Annotated in this window: 15 protein-coding genes; 10 read left to right on the forward strand and 5 right to left on the reverse strand. The window is 70.9% G+C overall.

What is annotated here, in order from left to right; all coding sequences use genetic code 11:
- Positions 1 to 4: 4 nt before the first annotated feature.
- The 4 genes from tpiA to pgi all read left to right on the forward strand — a co-directional run bounded on the left by tpiA (position 5) and on the right by pgi (position 3492).
- Positions 5 to 781 carry a triose-phosphate isomerase gene (tpiA, locus tag ACFV9J_RS08850; RefSeq protein WP_385351883.1) on the forward strand — a complete coding sequence of 259 codons (777 nt, stop codon included), beginning with the start codon at positions 5 to 7 and terminating at the stop codon, positions 779 to 781.
- A 145-nt stretch (positions 782 to 926) separates the two neighbouring features.
- Complete coding sequence (secG, locus tag ACFV9J_RS08855; protein ID WP_356861707.1) at positions 927 to 1163, forward strand: preprotein translocase subunit SecG; 237 nt, start codon at positions 927 to 929, stop codon at positions 1161 to 1163.
- Between the two features lie 213 nt (positions 1164 to 1376).
- Entirely contained in the window at positions 1377 to 1712 is a 336-nt protein-coding gene (locus tag ACFV9J_RS08860; RefSeq protein ID WP_003976875.1) for an RNA polymerase-binding protein RbpA, read from the forward strand.
- Positions 1713 to 1839: 127 nt separating this feature from the next.
- The gene (gene pgi, locus ACFV9J_RS08865; RefSeq protein ID WP_385351887.1) at positions 1840 to 3492 is read left to right on the forward strand and encodes a glucose-6-phosphate isomerase; all 1653 of its coding nucleotides are present in this window, start codon (positions 1840 to 1842) and stop codon (positions 3490 to 3492) included.
- 34 nt (positions 3493 to 3526) lie between these two features.
- On the opposite strand, the gene ACFV9J_RS08870 is transcribed toward pgi, so the two are convergent.
- Genes ACFV9J_RS08870 through ACFV9J_RS08880 form a run of 3 tightly spaced genes read right to left on the reverse strand, consistent with a single transcriptional unit; the run spans position 3527 to position 7253 of the window.
- Entirely contained in the window at positions 3527 to 5923 is a 2397-nt protein-coding gene (locus ACFV9J_RS08870; RefSeq protein WP_385351890.1) for an FtsX-like permease family protein, read from the reverse strand.
- A 50-nt stretch (positions 5924 to 5973) separates the two neighbouring features.
- Positions 5974 to 6741, reverse strand: coding sequence for an ABC transporter ATP-binding protein (locus tag ACFV9J_RS08875; protein WP_385351893.1), 768 nt, complete (start codon positions 6739 to 6741; stop codon positions 5974 to 5976).
- Entirely contained in the window at positions 6738 to 7253 is a 516-nt protein-coding gene (locus ACFV9J_RS08880) for a PadR family transcriptional regulator (RefSeq protein ID WP_189749952.1), read from the reverse strand. The genes ACFV9J_RS08875 and ACFV9J_RS08880 overlap by 4 nt, the downstream gene beginning before the upstream one ends.
- A gap of 108 nt (positions 7254 to 7361) precedes the next feature.
- On the opposite strand from ACFV9J_RS08880, the gene ACFV9J_RS08885 reads away from it, so the two are divergent.
- The 5 genes from ACFV9J_RS08885 (at position 7362) to ACFV9J_RS08905 (ending at position 14028) form a co-directional block, all read left to right on the forward strand.
- Complete coding sequence (locus ACFV9J_RS08885) at positions 7362 to 8627, forward strand: ABC transporter substrate-binding protein (RefSeq protein ID WP_385351897.1); 1266 nt, start codon at positions 7362 to 7364, stop codon at positions 8625 to 8627.
- A gap of 131 nt (positions 8628 to 8758) precedes the next feature.
- Positions 8759 to 10423 (forward strand): glycoside hydrolase family 13 protein, encoded by a 1665-nt coding sequence (locus ACFV9J_RS08890; protein ID WP_385351900.1) that lies wholly within the window; start codon positions 8759 to 8761, stop codon positions 10421 to 10423.
- Positions 10424 to 10471: 48 nt separating this feature from the next.
- Positions 10472 to 11800 (forward strand): ABC transporter substrate-binding protein, encoded by a 1329-nt coding sequence (locus tag ACFV9J_RS08895; protein ID WP_385351903.1) that lies wholly within the window; start codon positions 10472 to 10474, stop codon positions 11798 to 11800.
- Positions 11801 to 11813: 13 nt separating this feature from the next.
- On the forward strand, positions 11814 to 13178 hold the full coding sequence (locus ACFV9J_RS08900) for a carbohydrate ABC transporter permease (RefSeq protein WP_385351906.1): 1365 nt from the start codon (positions 11814 to 11816) through the stop codon (positions 13176 to 13178).
- A 10-nt stretch (positions 13179 to 13188) separates the two neighbouring features.
- The gene (locus tag ACFV9J_RS08905) at positions 13189 to 14028 is read left to right on the forward strand and encodes a carbohydrate ABC transporter permease (protein ID WP_385351909.1); all 840 of its coding nucleotides are present in this window, start codon (positions 13189 to 13191) and stop codon (positions 14026 to 14028) included.
- Between the two features lie 220 nt (positions 14029 to 14248).
- Here the strand turns inward: ACFV9J_RS08905 and ACFV9J_RS08910 are convergent, their stop codons facing one another.
- A complete protein-coding gene (locus ACFV9J_RS08910) occupies positions 14249 to 14623 on the reverse strand; it encodes a hypothetical protein (RefSeq protein WP_385351912.1) in 375 nt (124 codons plus the stop codon).
- 117 nt (positions 14624 to 14740) lie between these two features.
- On the reverse strand, positions 14741 to 15034 hold the full coding sequence (locus ACFV9J_RS08915; protein WP_385351914.1) for a helix-turn-helix domain-containing protein: 294 nt from the start codon (positions 15032 to 15034) through the stop codon (positions 14741 to 14743).
- A gap of 615 nt (positions 15035 to 15649) precedes the next feature.
- On the opposite strand from ACFV9J_RS08915, the gene ACFV9J_RS08920 reads away from it, so the two are divergent.
- Positions 15650 to 15829: a hypothetical protein gene (locus tag ACFV9J_RS08920; protein ID WP_385351917.1), complete on the forward strand. Its 180-nt coding sequence runs from the start codon at positions 15650 to 15652 to the stop codon at positions 15827 to 15829.
- Positions 15830 to 15905: the final 76 nt, after the last annotated feature.

Raw genomic sequence — 15905 nt, forward strand, 5'->3', positions numbered from 1 at the left:
CCCGATGACCACCCGCACGCCGCTGATGGCGGGCAACTGGAAGATGAACCTCAACCACCTGGAGGCCATCGCCCACGTCCAGAAGCTCGCCTTCGCCCTCGCGGACAAGGACTACGACGCCGTCGAGGTCGCCGTCCTCGCCCCCTTCACCGACCTGCGCTCCGTGCAGACCCTGGTCGACGGGGACAAGCTCAAGATCAAGTACGGCGCCCAGGACATCTCCGCGCACGACGGCGGTGCCTACACCGGCGAGATCTCGGGCCCGATGCTGGCCAAGCTGAAGTGCGCGTACGTGGCCGTCGGCCACTCCGAGCGCCGGCAGTACCACGCCGAGACCGACGAGATCGTGAACGCCAAGGCCAAGGCCGCCTACAAGCACGGTCTGACCCCGATCCTGTGCGTCGGCGAGGAGCTGGACGTCCGCGAGGCGGGCAACCACGTCGAGCACACCCTCGCCCAGGTCGAGGGCGGCCTGAAGGACCTCCCGGCCGAGCAGGCCGAGACCGTCGTGATCGCCTACGAGCCCGTGTGGGCCATCGGCACCGGCAAGGTCTGCGGCGCCGACGACGCCCAGGAGGTCTGCGCGGCGATCCGCGGCAAGCTCGCCGAGCTGTACTCCCAGGAGCTGGCCGACAAGGTCCGCATCCAGTACGGCGGCTCCGTCAAGTCCGGCAACGTCGCCGAGATCATGGCGAAGCCCGACATCGACGGCGCCCTGGTCGGCGGCGCCTCGCTGGACTCGGACGAGTTCGTCAAGATCGTCCGCTTCCGCGACCAGTAGCCGGCGCCCGGTCGAGAGGCAGATCGACCAGTGAGTATGCGCTAGCGGCGATACGTCGTACCCTTGCGGGGGCATGGTGGCCTGCTGTCACCGTGCCCCCGTCGTTCACCGTCGTTCATCCGAATCCGAGGAAGTTGGTCCAGCCGTGGTTTTGGGGTTCTCGATCGCCCTGATCGTCTTCAGCGGGCTGCTGATGCTGCTGGTGCTGATGCACAAGGGGAAGGGCGGCGGCCTCTCCGACATGTTCGGTGGCGGCATGCAGTCCTCCGTCGGCGGCTCTTCGGTCGCCGAGCGCAACCTCGACCGGATCACCGTCGTGGTCGGTCTGTGCTGGTTCGCGTGCATCATGGTGCTCGGCCTGCTCATGAAGGCCAACAACTGAGGGGTCCCGTCGCCCCGTCACACACTTGTGCACGTAAAGCCCCATGTCCGGTACGCGCCTCGGCGCGCCGCCTATCATGGGGCTTGCGTCTGTGCAGTGGAGCTTGTAACTCCAAATACTGGACGCGCGTTGGGCCTTACGTAGACTGAGGCGCTCGCAGCGAAGCGAAACGCCGACTCGCTTCGCGGCACCATCACGCAGGGAGTTACGACCGTGGCAAGTGGCAACGCGATCCGGGGAAGCCGGGTCGGGGCGGGGCCGATGGGCGAGGCCGAGCGCGGCGAGTCCGCGCCGCGTCTGCGCATCTCCTTCTGGTGCTCCAACGGACACGAGACTCAGCCGAGCTTCGCGAGCGACGCCCAGGTCCCGGAGACCTGGGACTGCCCGCGCTGCGGCTTCCCCGCCGGACAGGACCGGGACAATCCTCCGGACCCGCCGCGCACCGAGCCCTACAAGACCCACCTCGCGTACGTGCGCGAACGCCGCAGCGACGCGGACGGCGAGGCGATCCTCGCCGAGGCACTCGCCAAACTGCGCGGCGAGATCTAGCTCCGTACACCGCTCCGTACACCGTCGGTTTCCGTCTCCGTCGGTCGCCTTCACTCCTGATCACTTAGGTTGGAACAGCTGTACAGGGGACAGCTGGGACACCCAAGGAAGAAGGCTGACGTCCGACATGAACGCAGACGGCCGTACCAGGCTCCACCAGACGCCCGAATGGGCCGCGCTGGTCAAGCACCGCGAGCAGCTCGGCGAGGTGCGGCTGCGCGAGCTGTTCGCCGCCGACCCGGGGCGCGGCACCGGCTGGACGCTGCGCGTGGGGGACCTTCACGTCGACTACTCGAAGCACCTGGTCACCGACGAGACGCTGGCCCTGCTCCAGGAGCTGGCCGCCGCGACCGGCGTGTCCGGGCTGCGCGACGCGATGTTCCGCGGTGAGCGCATCAACATCACCGAGGACCGGGCGGTGCTGCACACCGCGCTGCGCGCCCCCAGGGACGCGGTGATCGAGGTCGACGGCGAGAACGTCGTCCCCAAGGTGCACGCCGTGCTCGACAAGATGGCCGGCTTCGCCGACCGGGTCCGCTCCGGCGAGTGGACCGGCCACACCGGCAGGCGCATCAAGAACGTCGTCAACATCGGCATCGGCGGCTCCGACCTCGGTCCGGCGATGGCCTACGAGGCGCTGCGGGCCTTCACCGACCGCTCCCTCACCCTCCGCTTCGTGTCCAACGTGGACGGCGCCGACCTGCACGAGGCGGTCCGGGACCTGGACCCGGCCGAGACGCTGTTCATCATCGCCTCCAAGACCTTCACCACCATCGAGACGATCGCGAACGCCACCTCGGCGCGCTCCTGGCTGCTGGCCTCGCTCGGTGACGACGCCGCGGTAGCGAAGCACTTCGTGGCCCTGTCGACCAACGCCGAGAAGGTCTCCGGCTTCGGTATCGACACGGCCAACATGTTCGAGTTCTGGGACTGGGTCGGCGGCCGGTACTCCTTCGACTCGGCCATCGGGCTCTCCCTGATGATCGCCATCGGCCCGGACCGCTTCCGGGAGATGCTCGACGGCTTCCATCTCGTCGACGAACACTTCCGCACCGCCCCCGCCGAGTCCAACGTGCCGCTGCTGATGGGGCTACTGGGCGTCTGGTACGGCAGCTTCCTGGGTGCGCAGTCGCACGCGGTGCTGCCGTACTCGCACTACCTGTCGAAGTTCACCGCGTATCTCCAGCAGCTCGACATGGAGTCCAACGGCAAGTCCGTCGACCGGGACGGGAACCCGGTGCAGTGGCAGACCGGGCCGGTGGTGTGGGGCACGCCCGGGACCAACGGGCAGCACGCCTACTACCAGTTGATCCACCAGGGCACCAAGCTGATCCCGGCGGACTTCATCGGCTTCGCCCGGCCGGTGGACGAGCTGAGCGACGAACTCAAGGCCCAGCACGACCTGCTGATGGCCAACTTCTTCGCCCAGACCCAGGCCCTCGCCTTCGGCAAGACCCCGGACGAGGTACGCGCCGAGGGAGTGCCCGAGGAGCTGGTCCCGCACAAGACCTTCCGCGGCAACCACCCCACCACGACCGTCCTGGCCGCCGAGCTGACCCCCTCCGTACTGGGACAGCTCATCGCCCTGTACGAGCACAAGGTCTTCGTCCAGGGCGCGATCTGGAACATCGACTCCTTCGACCAGTGGGGCGTCGAACTCGGCAAGGTGCTCGCCAAGCGGATCGAGCCCACGCTGACCGAGGGCGCGGAGGTGCCGGGGCTGGACGCCTCCACGGTGGCGCTGGTGGCCGCCTACCGGGAGCTGCGCGACCGGCAGTGAGCGGCACGGGGCGCGGTGGCCCGGCCGGTGCCGGTCAGGCCACCGCGCTCAGTGTGTCGGCGAGGCGCCGCCGGGCCGCCCGCGCCGACGGCACCGCGGCCAGCGCCGCCGCACCGAGCACGGCAGCCGCTCCCACCGGCACCAGGAGAGCGGGAGAGGGGACCTGGGCGATTCCCGCGCCGATGCCGCTGGAGGCGCCCTGGGCGTCGATCAGCCAGTGGGCGAGCGGCAGCCCGAGGGCGGCGGCGAGGAGTACGGCCGCCAGGGCGGTGCAGCCCGCCGCCGTGACGGTGATGCCGGTGATCTGGCGCGGGGAGAGCCCGATCGCCTTGAGGGCGAGCAGGTCCCGTTCGCTCTCCCGGACGGTGCCGCCGATCGCCGTGAGCAGTTCGATCAGCCCGACGAGGGCGAGGACGGCGATCAGGCCGAGGACCACCGCGCGCAACGGGGACAGCCCGTCGGCCGGGTTCGCCACGGCGTGCACGTCGAGCCGTCCGTGCCCGGCCTCCGCGAGCCGCCCGGCGACCTCGTCCGGGTCGGCTCCGGCCGCCAGACGCAGCTGGTAGAGGGTCGGCCGGAGCCGCGGATCGTTCTCCCGGAGGGTGTCCAGGGAGGTGGAGATGACCCGGCCGGCGTTCTCCGGCTCGATGCTGCGGCCCACGATGTGGAGGATCTGCGGCCGGTCGCCGACGGTCATCCGTACCCAGTCGCCGACCTTCACCTCCAGCAGGTCCAGGAGTCCCTGTCCGGCCACCGCCTCGTCCGGTCCGTGCGCGCGGCGGCCCTCGGCCAGGGCGTACGGGTAGGGGTCGCCGCGGGTGCCGAGACCGCGCAGGGCGATCGTCGCCGTCTGGCCCGGCACCAGGGCGGCGACCTCGACACCCGGGTAGGCGGCGGCGACCTGGGGGTCGCGCTCCAGCAGGGCCCGTGTGCCGCGCTCCCCGGCGTCGGTGTCCGCGCGGACGGTCAGCGCGGCCGGCAGGCCGATCTGCTCGGGCCGGCTGTGGAAGCGGTCGATGGTGGTCCACGCGCTCATCGCCACCACGATCAGCAGCAGCGGCAGCGTGAGCCGGGCCACCGTGGCGAACGAGCGCGGGCGGCGGGCGAACGCCTTGTGCCAGCCGAGCACGAGCGCGGGCGGTACGCGTACCTCCAGTTCCCGCACGCCGGGCGACGCCCCGGCATCCGGTGCACCCGCTCCGTCGGAACCCCGGACACCACGTCCCCGCCGCCGGGCTCCCACCGGCACCCGGAACATCCGCAGCCCCAGCGCCCGGCGAGCCGCCACGGACAGCCCGCCGCCCTGCGCCCCCGCCGGACGCGGCAGCGGGACCGGCGGCACCCGGCCCGCCCGCCAGGCCGCGAGGCCGGTGGTCGCGCCGATGAACAGCACCGCGCACGCCGGTACGACGAACAGCGCGACGGTGTGCCCGGGCAGCCCCTGCCAGACGCCGACCGCGTCCCCGAGCCGCCCCGGGACACGGCTGCCCAGAACCTGGACGGTCGCGGCGGCGGCCACCGCGCCGAGCAGCGCGTAGGCGAGGTGCTGGAGCAGGAAGACCCGCACGACCTGGCCCGGTGTGAAGCCGATCGCCTTCAGCACCGAGATGTCCCGCAGATGTCCTCGGATCCGGGTGCCGATCGCCCCGTGCACCGCCAGCCCCGCGGCGAGCAGCGCGCCCAGCCCGAACAGGCCGAGGACCTGACCGAGCAGCCGGTTGTCGCCCTGGGCTTCGGCGCGGGCCTGCTCCCAGGTGGAGACCTGCCCGATCGCCCCGGAGCCCAGTACGGTCACCGCCCGCTGCACGGCGTAGTCCGTCTCCCCGGGATCGGTCAGCCGCAGCCCGATGACCTGGCCGCCCGGGTCGGGCACCGCGGCCGGCGGCGCCCACACCAGGCCCGGCTGCTCGCCCGGCCGGTAGCGGCGTTCGGGGCTGTCGGCGATGCCGAGCACCGTGAGGGTGCGCGAGGTGCCGGGCAGGGTGAGGGTGTCACCGGGCTGGGCCAGCAGCGCGCGGGCGAGGCGGGTCTCCAGGACCACCCCGTCGGGGTCGCCGGCGTCGAGCCAGTGCCCGGCGGTGAGCAGCGGGCGCCCCACGTCGGGCCGCTCGGCGGTGCCGCGCAGTTCGACGGAGGCCCGGGTGCCGCGCACGGCGACGGTGGTGGAGGCGGTGGGGTAGGGGCCGGCGACGGACTGGACGCCGTCCAGCGCGGCCAGCTCGCCGGTGTCGGCGGCGCGGTCGGTGTGCAGCCAGACGTGGGCGCCGCGGGCCTGCGCGAAAACCCGCTGCCAGGGGTTGGTCGCGTACCCGAACAGGGCCGTGGCCAGCAGCAGCGACGCGACGATCCCGGCGGTGGCGAGGACGAGGAACAGCGCCTCGCCCCGGTGCGTGCGCAGATCGGAGTGGGCCCAGCGCAGCGTGGCTCGCACGGGCTCAGCCCTCCGGTGCGCGGTGCGCGCGGTGGTCGTATGCCCGCATGTCAGTCCTTGAGTTCCAGGACGGCGGACGCCCCGGGACGGCGGCGCGGTGGCGCGGCGGGGTCCAGCTCGGCGTCGTCGGCTATCCGCCCGTCGAAGAAGCTGATCACCCGGTCGGCGGCGCTGGCGAGCCGTGCGTCATGGGTGACCAGCAGGATCGTCTGGCCCCGCTGGTGGAAGCGGGACAGCAGCCGCATCACCTCGCGGGTGCCCTTGCTGTCCAGGCTGCCCGCGGGCTCGTCCGCCAGCAGCAGCGGCGGATGGTTGACCAGCGCCCGCGCCAGCGCCACCCGCTGCTGCTCACCGCCGGACAGCTCACCGGGCATGCTGCGCTCCTTGCCCGTCAGCCCCAGCTCGGCCAGCAGCCCCTCCCGCTCGGTGCGCGCCCGCTTCGGCGGCAGCCCGGCGAGCAGGGCGGGCAGCTCCACGTTGTCGGCGACGGACAGGTCCGAGACCAGGTTGAAGAACTGGAAGACGATCCCGATCCGCTTCCTGCGCTCCACGGCCCAGCGGGCCTCGCGGTAGGCGTCGGTGCACGCGCCGTCCAGCCAGAGGCTGCCCGCGTCCGGCCGCTGGAGCCCGCCGAGCAGGTGCAGCAGCGTCGACTTCCCGGCACCGGACGGTCCCGTGATCGCCACGAACTCGCCGCGCCGCACCGTCAGGTCCACCCCGCGCACGGCGTGCGCCGGGGCGCCCTCGCCGTGGTGCGTCTTGACCAGGCCCTCGGCGCGCAGCACGGGAGCGGGGTCGGCACTCGCGCCAGCGCTCACTCCAGCTCCTCCAGCTCTTCCTGGCACCGCTCCAGCCAGTCGAGGTCGGCCTGCAGGTGCAGCATCGCGCCCTCGATGAGGAGGTGGGCGACGCGGTTGTCCCGGTCTTCGGCGGCGGCCAGCTTCGACAGCTGCCGCATCGTGTTCAGGTACTGCCGCCGCTGCTTGTTGATCAGGGCGATCTGGTCGGCGAGCCCGGTCTGCGGAGCCAGGGCGAGCTTCATGAAGAACTCGTCCCGCACCCGCGGCTCGTCCGCCGTCTCCTCGTACCAGGCCCGCAGCTCGTCGCGCCCGGCGTCGGTGAGGTGGTAGACCTTCTTGTTGGGCCGGCTCGACTGCTCGATGTCCTCGCCCTCGATCAGTCCCGTCTTCTCGAGACGGCCGAGGGTGACGTAGATCTGGCCGACGTTCGGCTGAGGGTACGCGGAGCCCAGCAGTTGCTCAAGGTCCTGCTTCAGCTCGTAGCCGTGGGCCGGACCGCGGGCCAGGAGAGCCAGGAGGTGCAGGCGCACTCAGCGGTCCCTCCCTTCTGGTCATGTGCTCCAGGCCCTAGTATCGCGCATACCTAACAGGTATACATGGCCCCTGACCGGTGTACGAGGGCGTACAGGGAGGAACCTATGCGGTGGATCCACGCCGCCGGTAGGGGCCTGCTCGTCCTGGTCGTGCTCCTGACCGGTTACGTCGCCTCCGGCGCCCGCGCCGACGAGGGCACCGGGAGCGGCCGGGGCCCGCTCACCCTGGCCACCGCCGGGGACCTCACCGGCTACCTCGGCCCGCTCCTCGAAGGCTGGAACCGCGCTCACCCCGGCGAACGCGTCACCCTCGTCGAACTGCCCGACTCCGCCGACGAGACCCGCGCGCAGATGGCCACCGACCTGCGCGACGGCGGCCGGCACCGCTTCGACGTCCTCAACATCGACGTCAACTGGACCTCCGAGTTCGCCGCCGCCGACTGGATACGCCCGCTGCCCCGCGACCGCTTCCCGCTCGGCTCCTTCCTGCCGCCCGTCGTCGACACGGCGACCTACGACGGCAGGCTCTACGCCGTCCCGTACGTCACCAACGCCGGTCTGCTCCTGTACCGCAAGGACGTCCTCGCCGCCGAGGGCGTCCCGCCGCCGCGCACCTGGGCGGAGCTGGAGCGGTACGCCGAGACCATCGCCCCGAAGCACGGACTGGACGGCTACGCGGGCCAGTTCCTGCCCTACGAGGGCCTGACCGTGAACGCCGCCGAGTCCGTCTACTCGGCCGGGGGCAGCATCCTCGGCGACGAGGGCGAACGCGTCACCGTGGACTCGGCGGCGGCCCGCGAGGGCATCGGTTTCCTGGCGCGCGGGGTGCGCGAGGGCTGGATACCGAAGGCGGCGCTGACCTACAAGGAGGAGGAGTCCAAGCAGGCCTTCCAGGACGGCCGCCTGCTCTTCCTGCGCAACTGGCCCTACGCCTACGTCAGCGCCTCCGCCCCGGACTCCGCGGTCGCCGGGAAGGTCGGCGCCGTACCGCTGCCCGGCCCGGGCGGCCCCGGCACCAGCGTCCTCGGCGGCTCCAACCTGGCCGTTGGCGCCCACGCCCGGCACCCCGACTCGGCCGCGCGCCTCATCGCGTACCTCACCGGCGAGCGCGTCCAGCGCCAGGTCCTCACCCGCGGCGCGCTGCCGCCGGTACGGGCCGACCTGTACGAGGACCCCGCGCTGATCGAGGCGTTCCCCTACCTGCCGACCCTGCGCGAGAGCGTGCTCGCCGCCGCCCCGCGGCCCAAGAGCCCGCGCTACGACCAGGTCAGCCTCGCCGTGCAGGCCGTCGTGCACGACGCGCTGACCGGGCGGCAGACGCCCGAGGCCGCGGTGCGGCGGCTGGCGCGCGAGCTGGCCGCGATCTCCTAGTTACGCGTTAGGTAACGCCGACGTCTCATCTGCGTCTGTCGCATGCCGAAAAGTCGGCATATAAAGACCCAACTGTCCAGTAGCCTCCGTTCCTTTCATTGACACCCTCGCGGCACCGCTACCTAACATGCATGCATAACAGCGGCCCTCCTCTGCAGACAGGTTCCGGGGTGAACAGGCACCACTGGTGGCGTGACGCGGTGATCTACCAGGTCTACGTCCGCAGCTTCCTCGACAGCACCGGCGACGGCGTCGGCGATCTCGCCGGTGTCCGAGCCGGACTGCCCTACCTGCGCAAACTCGGCGTCGACGGGATCTGGCTGAGCCCCTTCTACCCGTCGCCCCAGCACGACCACGGTTACGACGTCGCCGACTACCGGGGCGTCGACCCGCTCTTCGGCGACCTCGACGAGTTCGACGCGCTGGTCGCCGCAGCCCGGCGCCTGGGCATCCGGGTCCTGCTGGACATCGTCCCCAACCACTGCTCCAGCGAGCACCCGTGGTTCCGCGAGGCGCTGGCGTCCCCGCCCGGCAGCCCGGCCCGCGCCCGCTTCCACTTCGCCGACGGCAGCGGACCGGACGGGGACGAGCCGCCCAACAACTGGCACGCCATGTTCGGCGGCCCCGCCTGGACCCGCGTGACGGAGCCCGGCGGCCGCCCCGGCCAGTGGTACCTGCACATGTTCACGCCCGAGCAGCCGGACTGGAACTGGCGCACCCCCGAGGTCGCCGCCGAGTTCGACCGGATACTCCGCTTCTGGCTGGACCGGGGCGTCGACGGCTTCCGCATCGACGTCGCCGCCGGCCTCTACAAGCACCCGGAGCTGCCCGACTCCCCGGACCCGGAGGCCGACGCCCGCACCCGCGACTCGGTCAACCCGCTGGCCTGGAACCAGCCCGAGGTGCACGACGTGTGGCGGCACTGGCGCGCGGTCTGCGAGGAGTACACCGCCCGCGACGGCCGCGAACGCCTCCTCGTCGGCGAGGTGTCGGTCCCCAGCGCCCGCGAACACGCCCGCTATGTCCGCCCCGACGAACTCCACCAGGCCTTCTTCTTCGACCTCCTCGGCGCCCCCTGGGACCCCGACGCCTTCCGCAAGGTCATCTCCGAGGCCATGCAGGACATCGCCGGCACCGGCTCCACGGTCACCTGGGTCCTCAACAACCACGACCAGGTCCGCACCGTCACCCGCTACGGCGAACCCGCCACCGACGGCAGCGGCCTGGGGACGGCCCGTGCCCGTGCCGCCGCCCTCCTGATGCTCGCGCTGCCCGGAGCCGCCTACATCTACCAGGGCGAGGAACTGGGCCTGCCCGAGGTCGTCGACCTGCCCGACGACGTGCTCACCGACCCGATCTTCCGCCGCACCGGCAGCCGCGCCCGGGTCCGCGACGGCTGCCGGGTGCCGCTGCCCTGGTCGGGCCAGGCGTCCCCGTTCGGCTTCACCGCGGGCGACGGGAGCGCCAAGCCCTGGCTGCCGCAGCCCGAGTACTTCGCCGAGTACGCCACCGACCGCGCCCTCGCCGACACCCGCTCCTTCTGGCACCTGTACCGCGACGGCCTGCAACTCCGCTCCGGACTGCCCCAGCTGGGCGAGGGCACCCTGCGCTGGCTGGACACCCCGCCCGGCGTGCTCGCCTTCGTCCGCGGCGACGGACTGGTCTGCGCCGTCAACTTCGGCACCGCCCCCACGCCCGCACCGGTCCCCGGCGCCCCGCTGCTGACCAGCGACGGTCCCTGCCCGCCCGGCGTCCTGCCCGGCTCCACCGCCGCCTGGTGGATCGCCGACCTCTGACCCCGCCTCTGACCTTTTCTCGCCCGACCCTTCGAAGGGACATCAACGATGATGCGACGACGTACCACCCTGCTCACCGGCTGCACCGCCCTCGTCCTGGCCCTCGGCGCCACCGCCTGCGGCGGCTCCGGACCCGTCACCGCGGGCGGCGGTGACAAGGCGCTCAGCGGGCAGTCGGTCACCGTGGCCGGTGTCTGGTCCGGCACCGAGCAGGAGAACTTCCAGAAGGTGCTGGACGCCTTCACCGAGAAGACCGGCGCCAAGACCTCCTTCGTCTCCACCGGCGACAACGTCTCCACCGTCGTCGGCAGCAAGATCGAGGGCGGCAACGCCCCCGACGTCGTGATGGTCCCGCAGGTCGGCGTGCTGGGGCAGTTCGCCGGCAACGGCTGGCTGAAGCCGCTGTCCAAGACGGCCCAGAAGTCCGTCGGCACCAACTTCGCGGACGTCTGGCAGACGTACGGGACCGTCGACGGCACCCTCTACGGCCTCTACTTCAAGGCCGCCCACAAGTCGACCGTCTGGTACAGCCCCGACGCCCTCGCCCAGGCCGGGGTCGAGCCGCCGAAGACGTACGACGAGATGCTGAAGGCCGGGCAGACCGTCTCCGACTCCGGGCTCGCCGCCTTCTCGGTAGCCGGGCAGGACGGTTGGACGCTGACCGACTGGTTCGAGAACGTCTACCTCTCCCAGGCCGGACCCGAGAAGTACGACGCCCTGGCCGCCCACGAACTGAAGTGGACCGACGCCAGCGTGGTCGAGGCGCTCACCACCCTCGGCAAGCTCTTCAAGGACAAGCAGCTCATCGAGGGCGGCCAGAAGGGCGCCCTGAACACCGACTTCCCGGGCTCGGTGGAGAAGGTGTTCGGCCCGAAGCCCGAGGCCGGCATGGTCTACGAGGGGGACTTCGTCGCCGGGGTCGCCAAGGACCAGTTCGGCAAGGAGATCGGCAAGGACGCGAACTTCTTCCCGTTCCCCGCGGTCGACGGCGGCGAGGCGCCCGTGGTCAGCGGCGGCGACGCGGCCGTCGTCCTCAAGGACGGCAAGAACTCCGAGGCCGGCATGGCGCTCCTGGAGTACCTCGCGACGCCGGAGGCCGCGGCCGTGTGGGCCGAGGCGGGCGGCTTCCTCTCCCCGAACAAGAACCTCGACCCCGCCTCCTACGGCGACGACGTCACCCGGGCCACCGCCGAGTCCCTCGTCGGCGCCGGGAACTCGGTCCGCTTCGACATGTCCGACCAGGCACCGGCGGCCTTCGGCGGCACCAAGAGCACCGGCGAGTGGAAGATCCTCCAGGACTTCCTGCGCGACCCCTCCGACCCGAAGGCGACCGCGGCCGAGCTGGAAGCCGCGGCGGCCAAGGCGTACAAGGGCTGAGGGCCGACCGGTCATGACCTCCACCCTGGTGAAAGAGGCGAGCCCGCCCGCCGCTCCCGGCCCGGTGCCCCTGCGGCGCCCCCGGCGGCGCCGGGCGGCCGTCGCCCTGCTCTTCGTCCTGCCCGCGCTGCTCCTGCTGGGCGCCCTCGTCGTCTACCCCGTGCTGTTCTCCGTCGGCCGCAGCTTCTTCGACGCCTCCGGCACGCGCTTCGTGGGCGGCGAGAACTACACCGAGATGTTCCGCGACCCGGCCACCCTCAAGGCCGTCCGCAACACGGCGATCTGGGTCGTCGTCGCGCCCACCCTGCTCACCGGCCTCGGCCTGATCCTCGCCGTCCTGGTGGAGAAGGTCCGCTGGGCCACCGCCTTCAAGCTGCTCCTCTTCATGCCGATGGCGGTCTCCTTCCTCGCCGCCGGCATCGTCTTCCGGCTCGCCTACGACCACGACCCGGACAAGGGCGTCCTCAACGCCGCCGTGACCGGCGTGCACGACGCCTTCGCCGGTACGGCGAGCTACCCGGGCGCCCGGGCGCGTGAGGGCCAGGAGGGCGGTCTGGTCAAGGGGGCCGACGGCTCGTACCGGACCGGTGCGGGCGTGTCACCCGGCGACACGGTGGCCCTCGGCCTGGTCGGCGTGGGGCCCGACGACCTGCCGTCCGGCGCGGAGTCCGCGTACGGGGCGGCGGGGCGCGAGGCCGCCGCCGGTGAGGTGCGCGGGGTCGTCTACCTGGACTTCACACCCGGCGGGGGAGGGGAACAGGGACGGGTCGACCGGCGGGAGAGCGGGCTGCCCGAGCTGACGGTCGAGGCGGTGCGCGACGGCCGTACGGTCGCGACCACGACCACCGCCGCCGACGGCTCCTTCCGCTTCGAAGGGCTGGACCGGGGCACCTACACCGTGCAGCTCCCCGCATCGAACTTCGCCCCGCCCTACGAGGGCGTCTCCTGGCTCGGACCCGCCCTCGTCACCCCCGCCATCATCGGGGCGTACCTGTGGATCTGGACCGGGTTCGCGATGGTGCTGATCGGCGCCGGGCTCTCCTCGCTGCCACGCGACGCGCTGGAGGCGGCCCGGATGGACGGCGCCAGCGAGTGGCAGATCTTCCGGCGGATCACCGTGCCGCTGCTGGCACCGGTGCTCACGGTCGTCTTCATCACCCTCGTGATCAACGTGATGAAGGTCTTCGACCTCGTCTACATCATCGCGCCCGGACCCGTGCAGGAGGACGCGACGGTGCTCGCGACGCAGATGTGGCTGGTGTCGTTCGGCGGCGGAAACAACCAGGGACTCGGCAGCGCGCTCGGCGTACTGCTCCTGCTGCTCGTCGTCCCGGCCATGGTCTTCAACGTCCGCCGCTTCAAGAGGAGTCAGCGATGAGGAGTCAGCGATGAACGCCGTCCGGCGGTATCTGGGCAACGGGATCGTCCAGGCCTTCCTCGTGCTCGTCGGGCTGGTGTGGATGACCCCGCTGGCCGGGCTGTTCCTGTCCTCGCTGCGGTCCTCCGAGGACACGGCGAAGGGCGGCTGGTGGACGGCCCTGGCAAGCCCGGGGCAGCTCTCCCTCGACAACTACTCGGCGCTGCTCGGCAACTCCGGCATCACCCAGGCCTTCTGGAACACGGTGCTGATCTCCGTACCGACGACCGTGCTCGTCGTGGCCGTCGGTGCGCTCGCCGGGTACGCCTTCGCCTGGCTGGACTTCCCGGGGCGCGAGACGGTCTTCCTGGTCGTCGTCGCGCTGCTGGTGGTGCCCGTGCAGATCGGGCTGCTGCCGGTCGCCAAACTCTTCGGGCAACTGGGCCTGTTCGGCACCATCCCGGGCGTCGTGCTCTTCCACGTGGCGTACGGCCTGCCCTTCGCGGTGTTCCTCCTGCGGAACTACTTCGCCGAGATGCCCAAGGAGATGCTGGAGGCCGCGCGCATGGACGGCGGCAACGAGTGGCGGATCTTCACGCGACTGGTGCTGCCGGTCGGCAAGCCGGCCATCGCCAGCCTCGCCATCTTCCAGTTCCTGTGGGTGTGGAACGACATGCTGGTCGCGCTGCTCTTCGCGGACAGCTCGTCGCAGCCGCTGACGGTGGAACTCCAGTCGCAGATCCGCCAGTTCGGCAGCAACATCGACGTGCTGGCGCCGGGGGCGTTCCTGTCGCTGGTGGTGCCGGTGGTGGTGTTCTTCGCATTCCAGCGGCATTTTGTGCAGGGGGTCATGGCGGGGTCCGTGAAGTGAGGGGTTGCCTCGATCCCTCTTGATGGGCCGCCGACGGTGCCGACGGCCCACTTGGTTTTCGGTGAGAGGCTCAGGGTGTCGATCAGCCGGTAGTCAGGGTTGTGGATATCGCCCGGTCGGCCTTGCGGACGATATCCACCAGCAGGACCGCGCTGTCCAGAGACACCTTCTGCTTACCTGAACGCCTAACGCACCCCAGTCGGTTCGGGTGTAACGGTGTCTATACTTTCTCGAGGCTGATGATCTGGTCGTTCGCCACCCTCCACGAGGTTTCGAAGCCCTTCGAGCCGGCGCTGTCGCCCTGCCTCCAGGACCACTCTCCGGTCTGGTTGGGCCGGTAGTGCAGGGTGACTGTGAGTTTGATACTGGCACTGTCGGATCGCGTGTCGTACAGCCTTCCCTGGACCTTCCGGAGGGGCTGCCCGCTGTCACCCGTCTTGGTGCAGATCGAGTAGGTGACCCTTCCGACCCCTCTGAGGTTCTTGTCGAATCCGCCCGCGCATGTGCCGGCCGCGGTGGCCGGTGTCGCAGCCATGAGCCCCGCGGTGACGGCGGCGCTGGTTGCCACGACTGTGGACTTGACCCACGTACGCATGGGAATCCCCTTCTTTCGGTGCCTTTGGGAAAAGAGTCCCGCGCACCGGACTTGCTGTGAACCTCGAACATTGCAGGGTCCCGAGCCTGGTGGCGGGAGAAATGAGGCCGCATCATGTCAGCGGCGCGTGGGGGCCGCTGTACGTCCCTCGTCCCGCAATGAGGTCGCCAACGTGCTGACTGTCAGCCCGTCCGTGCCATCCCGTTTCAGTTCCCACTGTTGATGCGCGGCTACGTCCGCGATGGGTAAGCCGTTGCTCTCATTGTCGAGGGCGACAAGACGTTGCGGCATTTCTAGTAGTGCGTCCAGCCCTTCGGCCAATTGCAGAGATGGTGACTGCTTTCCGTTGAAGGCGCGACTCAGATAGCCAACGTCGTAATTGAGGGCGTGAGCAGCGCCTCGCATGCTCATACGCCGTTCTTCGAGGGGTCGCCCGGACATGCTCTCGGAAGTCGCCGTACCTGCTCCGGAAGGTGTTGACCGTTGACTGTTCAGTCAAGTCAACGCTGGTCAACTCCCGTAGGCAGTCGCCAAATCGGTTGAGTGGTCAGACGTAGGGACCCCTCCGACCGCACTAACGGCCCGGGGGATTGCCACCGCTGACAAGGAGCGTCGACAGTGGAATGTGTAACACAGGCCCTCGAATGGCTGAGAGGGGCGCTGTTCGGGTCGGACAGGGCAGGCAGGCCCTCCTCTGCCACGCGTTCGGCGGCGCCCGTACAGGCCCCGCCCACCGCGGAACCGGCGCCGTACACCCCGCCACGGCTGCTGCCCCCTGCCAACTGGGCGGACACGCGCACCCCGCCCAGCCGTACACCCGCCAGGAGGCAAGCGTCTGCACCTGCGCCCAGGCCGGCACGGGATGAGCGCCCCGGAAGGCGAGACGCAGCGCACCTACCGCCTGTGGTTCGAGCACGCCCGCAAGTGCGAGGCGTGCAAGCGGGTGACCAGGGCCGCGGACGGCTGCGAAGAGGGCCGGGAACCGTGGGGCACGTACCGCCTCGCACACAGCGGTGAGGGCGCGTCATGGCGATGGCGATCAAGGTCTACCGGATCAATCCGCAGACCGGCACACGTACTTGGGTGCGCGGCAAGCACAAGGTCAGGCCTGCGGCAGCGCCGGAACTCACAGGCCAGTACCCGCCCTGCATCTGCCCCCGCTGCACCGGCAGTGCAGCCGACCGGTCGACCGAGGGGGCGCGGTGACACGCGCGGTCATCAAAGTTGCGGAATGGACGCTCGGCCCGGAACTCGGGGAGGGCGCACCGCAGGCCATCCATTC

It is taken from the genome of Streptomyces sp. NPDC059906, assembly GCF_042730645.1.
Taxonomy (GTDB): domain Bacteria; phylum Actinomycetota; class Actinomycetes; order Streptomycetales; family Streptomycetaceae; genus Streptomyces; species Streptomyces rubrogriseus.

Coding starts and splice junctions, on each gene's coding strand:
- tpiA (WP_385351883.1), top strand. CDS start 5: ATGACCACCCGCACGCCGCTGATGGCGGGCAACTGGAAGATGAACCTC.
- pgi (WP_385351887.1), top strand. CDS start 1,840: ATGAACGCAGACGGCCGTACCAGGCTCCACCAGACGCCCGAATGGGCC.
- ACFV9J_RS08885 (WP_385351897.1), top strand. CDS start 7,362: ATGCGGTGGATCCACGCCGCCGGTAGGGGCCTGCTCGTCCTGGTCGTG.
- ACFV9J_RS08890 (WP_385351900.1), top strand. CDS start 8,759: ATGCATAACAGCGGCCCTCCTCTGCAGACAGGTTCCGGGGTGAACAGG.
- ACFV9J_RS08895 (WP_385351903.1), top strand. CDS start 10,472: ATGATGCGACGACGTACCACCCTGCTCACCGGCTGCACCGCCCTCGTC.
- ACFV9J_RS08900 (WP_385351906.1), top strand. CDS start 11,814: ATGACCTCCACCCTGGTGAAAGAGGCGAGCCCGCCCGCCGCTCCCGGC.
- ACFV9J_RS08905 (WP_385351909.1), top strand. CDS start 13,189: ATGAACGCCGTCCGGCGGTATCTGGGCAACGGGATCGTCCAGGCCTTC.
- ACFV9J_RS08910 (WP_385351912.1), bottom strand. CDS start 14,623: ATGCGTACGTGGGTCAAGTCCACAGTCGTGGCAACCAGCGCCGCCGTC.
- ACFV9J_RS08915 (WP_385351914.1), bottom strand. CDS start 15,034: ATGAGCATGCGAGGCGCTGCTCACGCCCTCAATTACGACGTTGGCTAT.
- ACFV9J_RS08920 (WP_385351917.1), top strand. CDS start 15,650: ATGGCGATGGCGATCAAGGTCTACCGGATCAATCCGCAGACCGGCACA.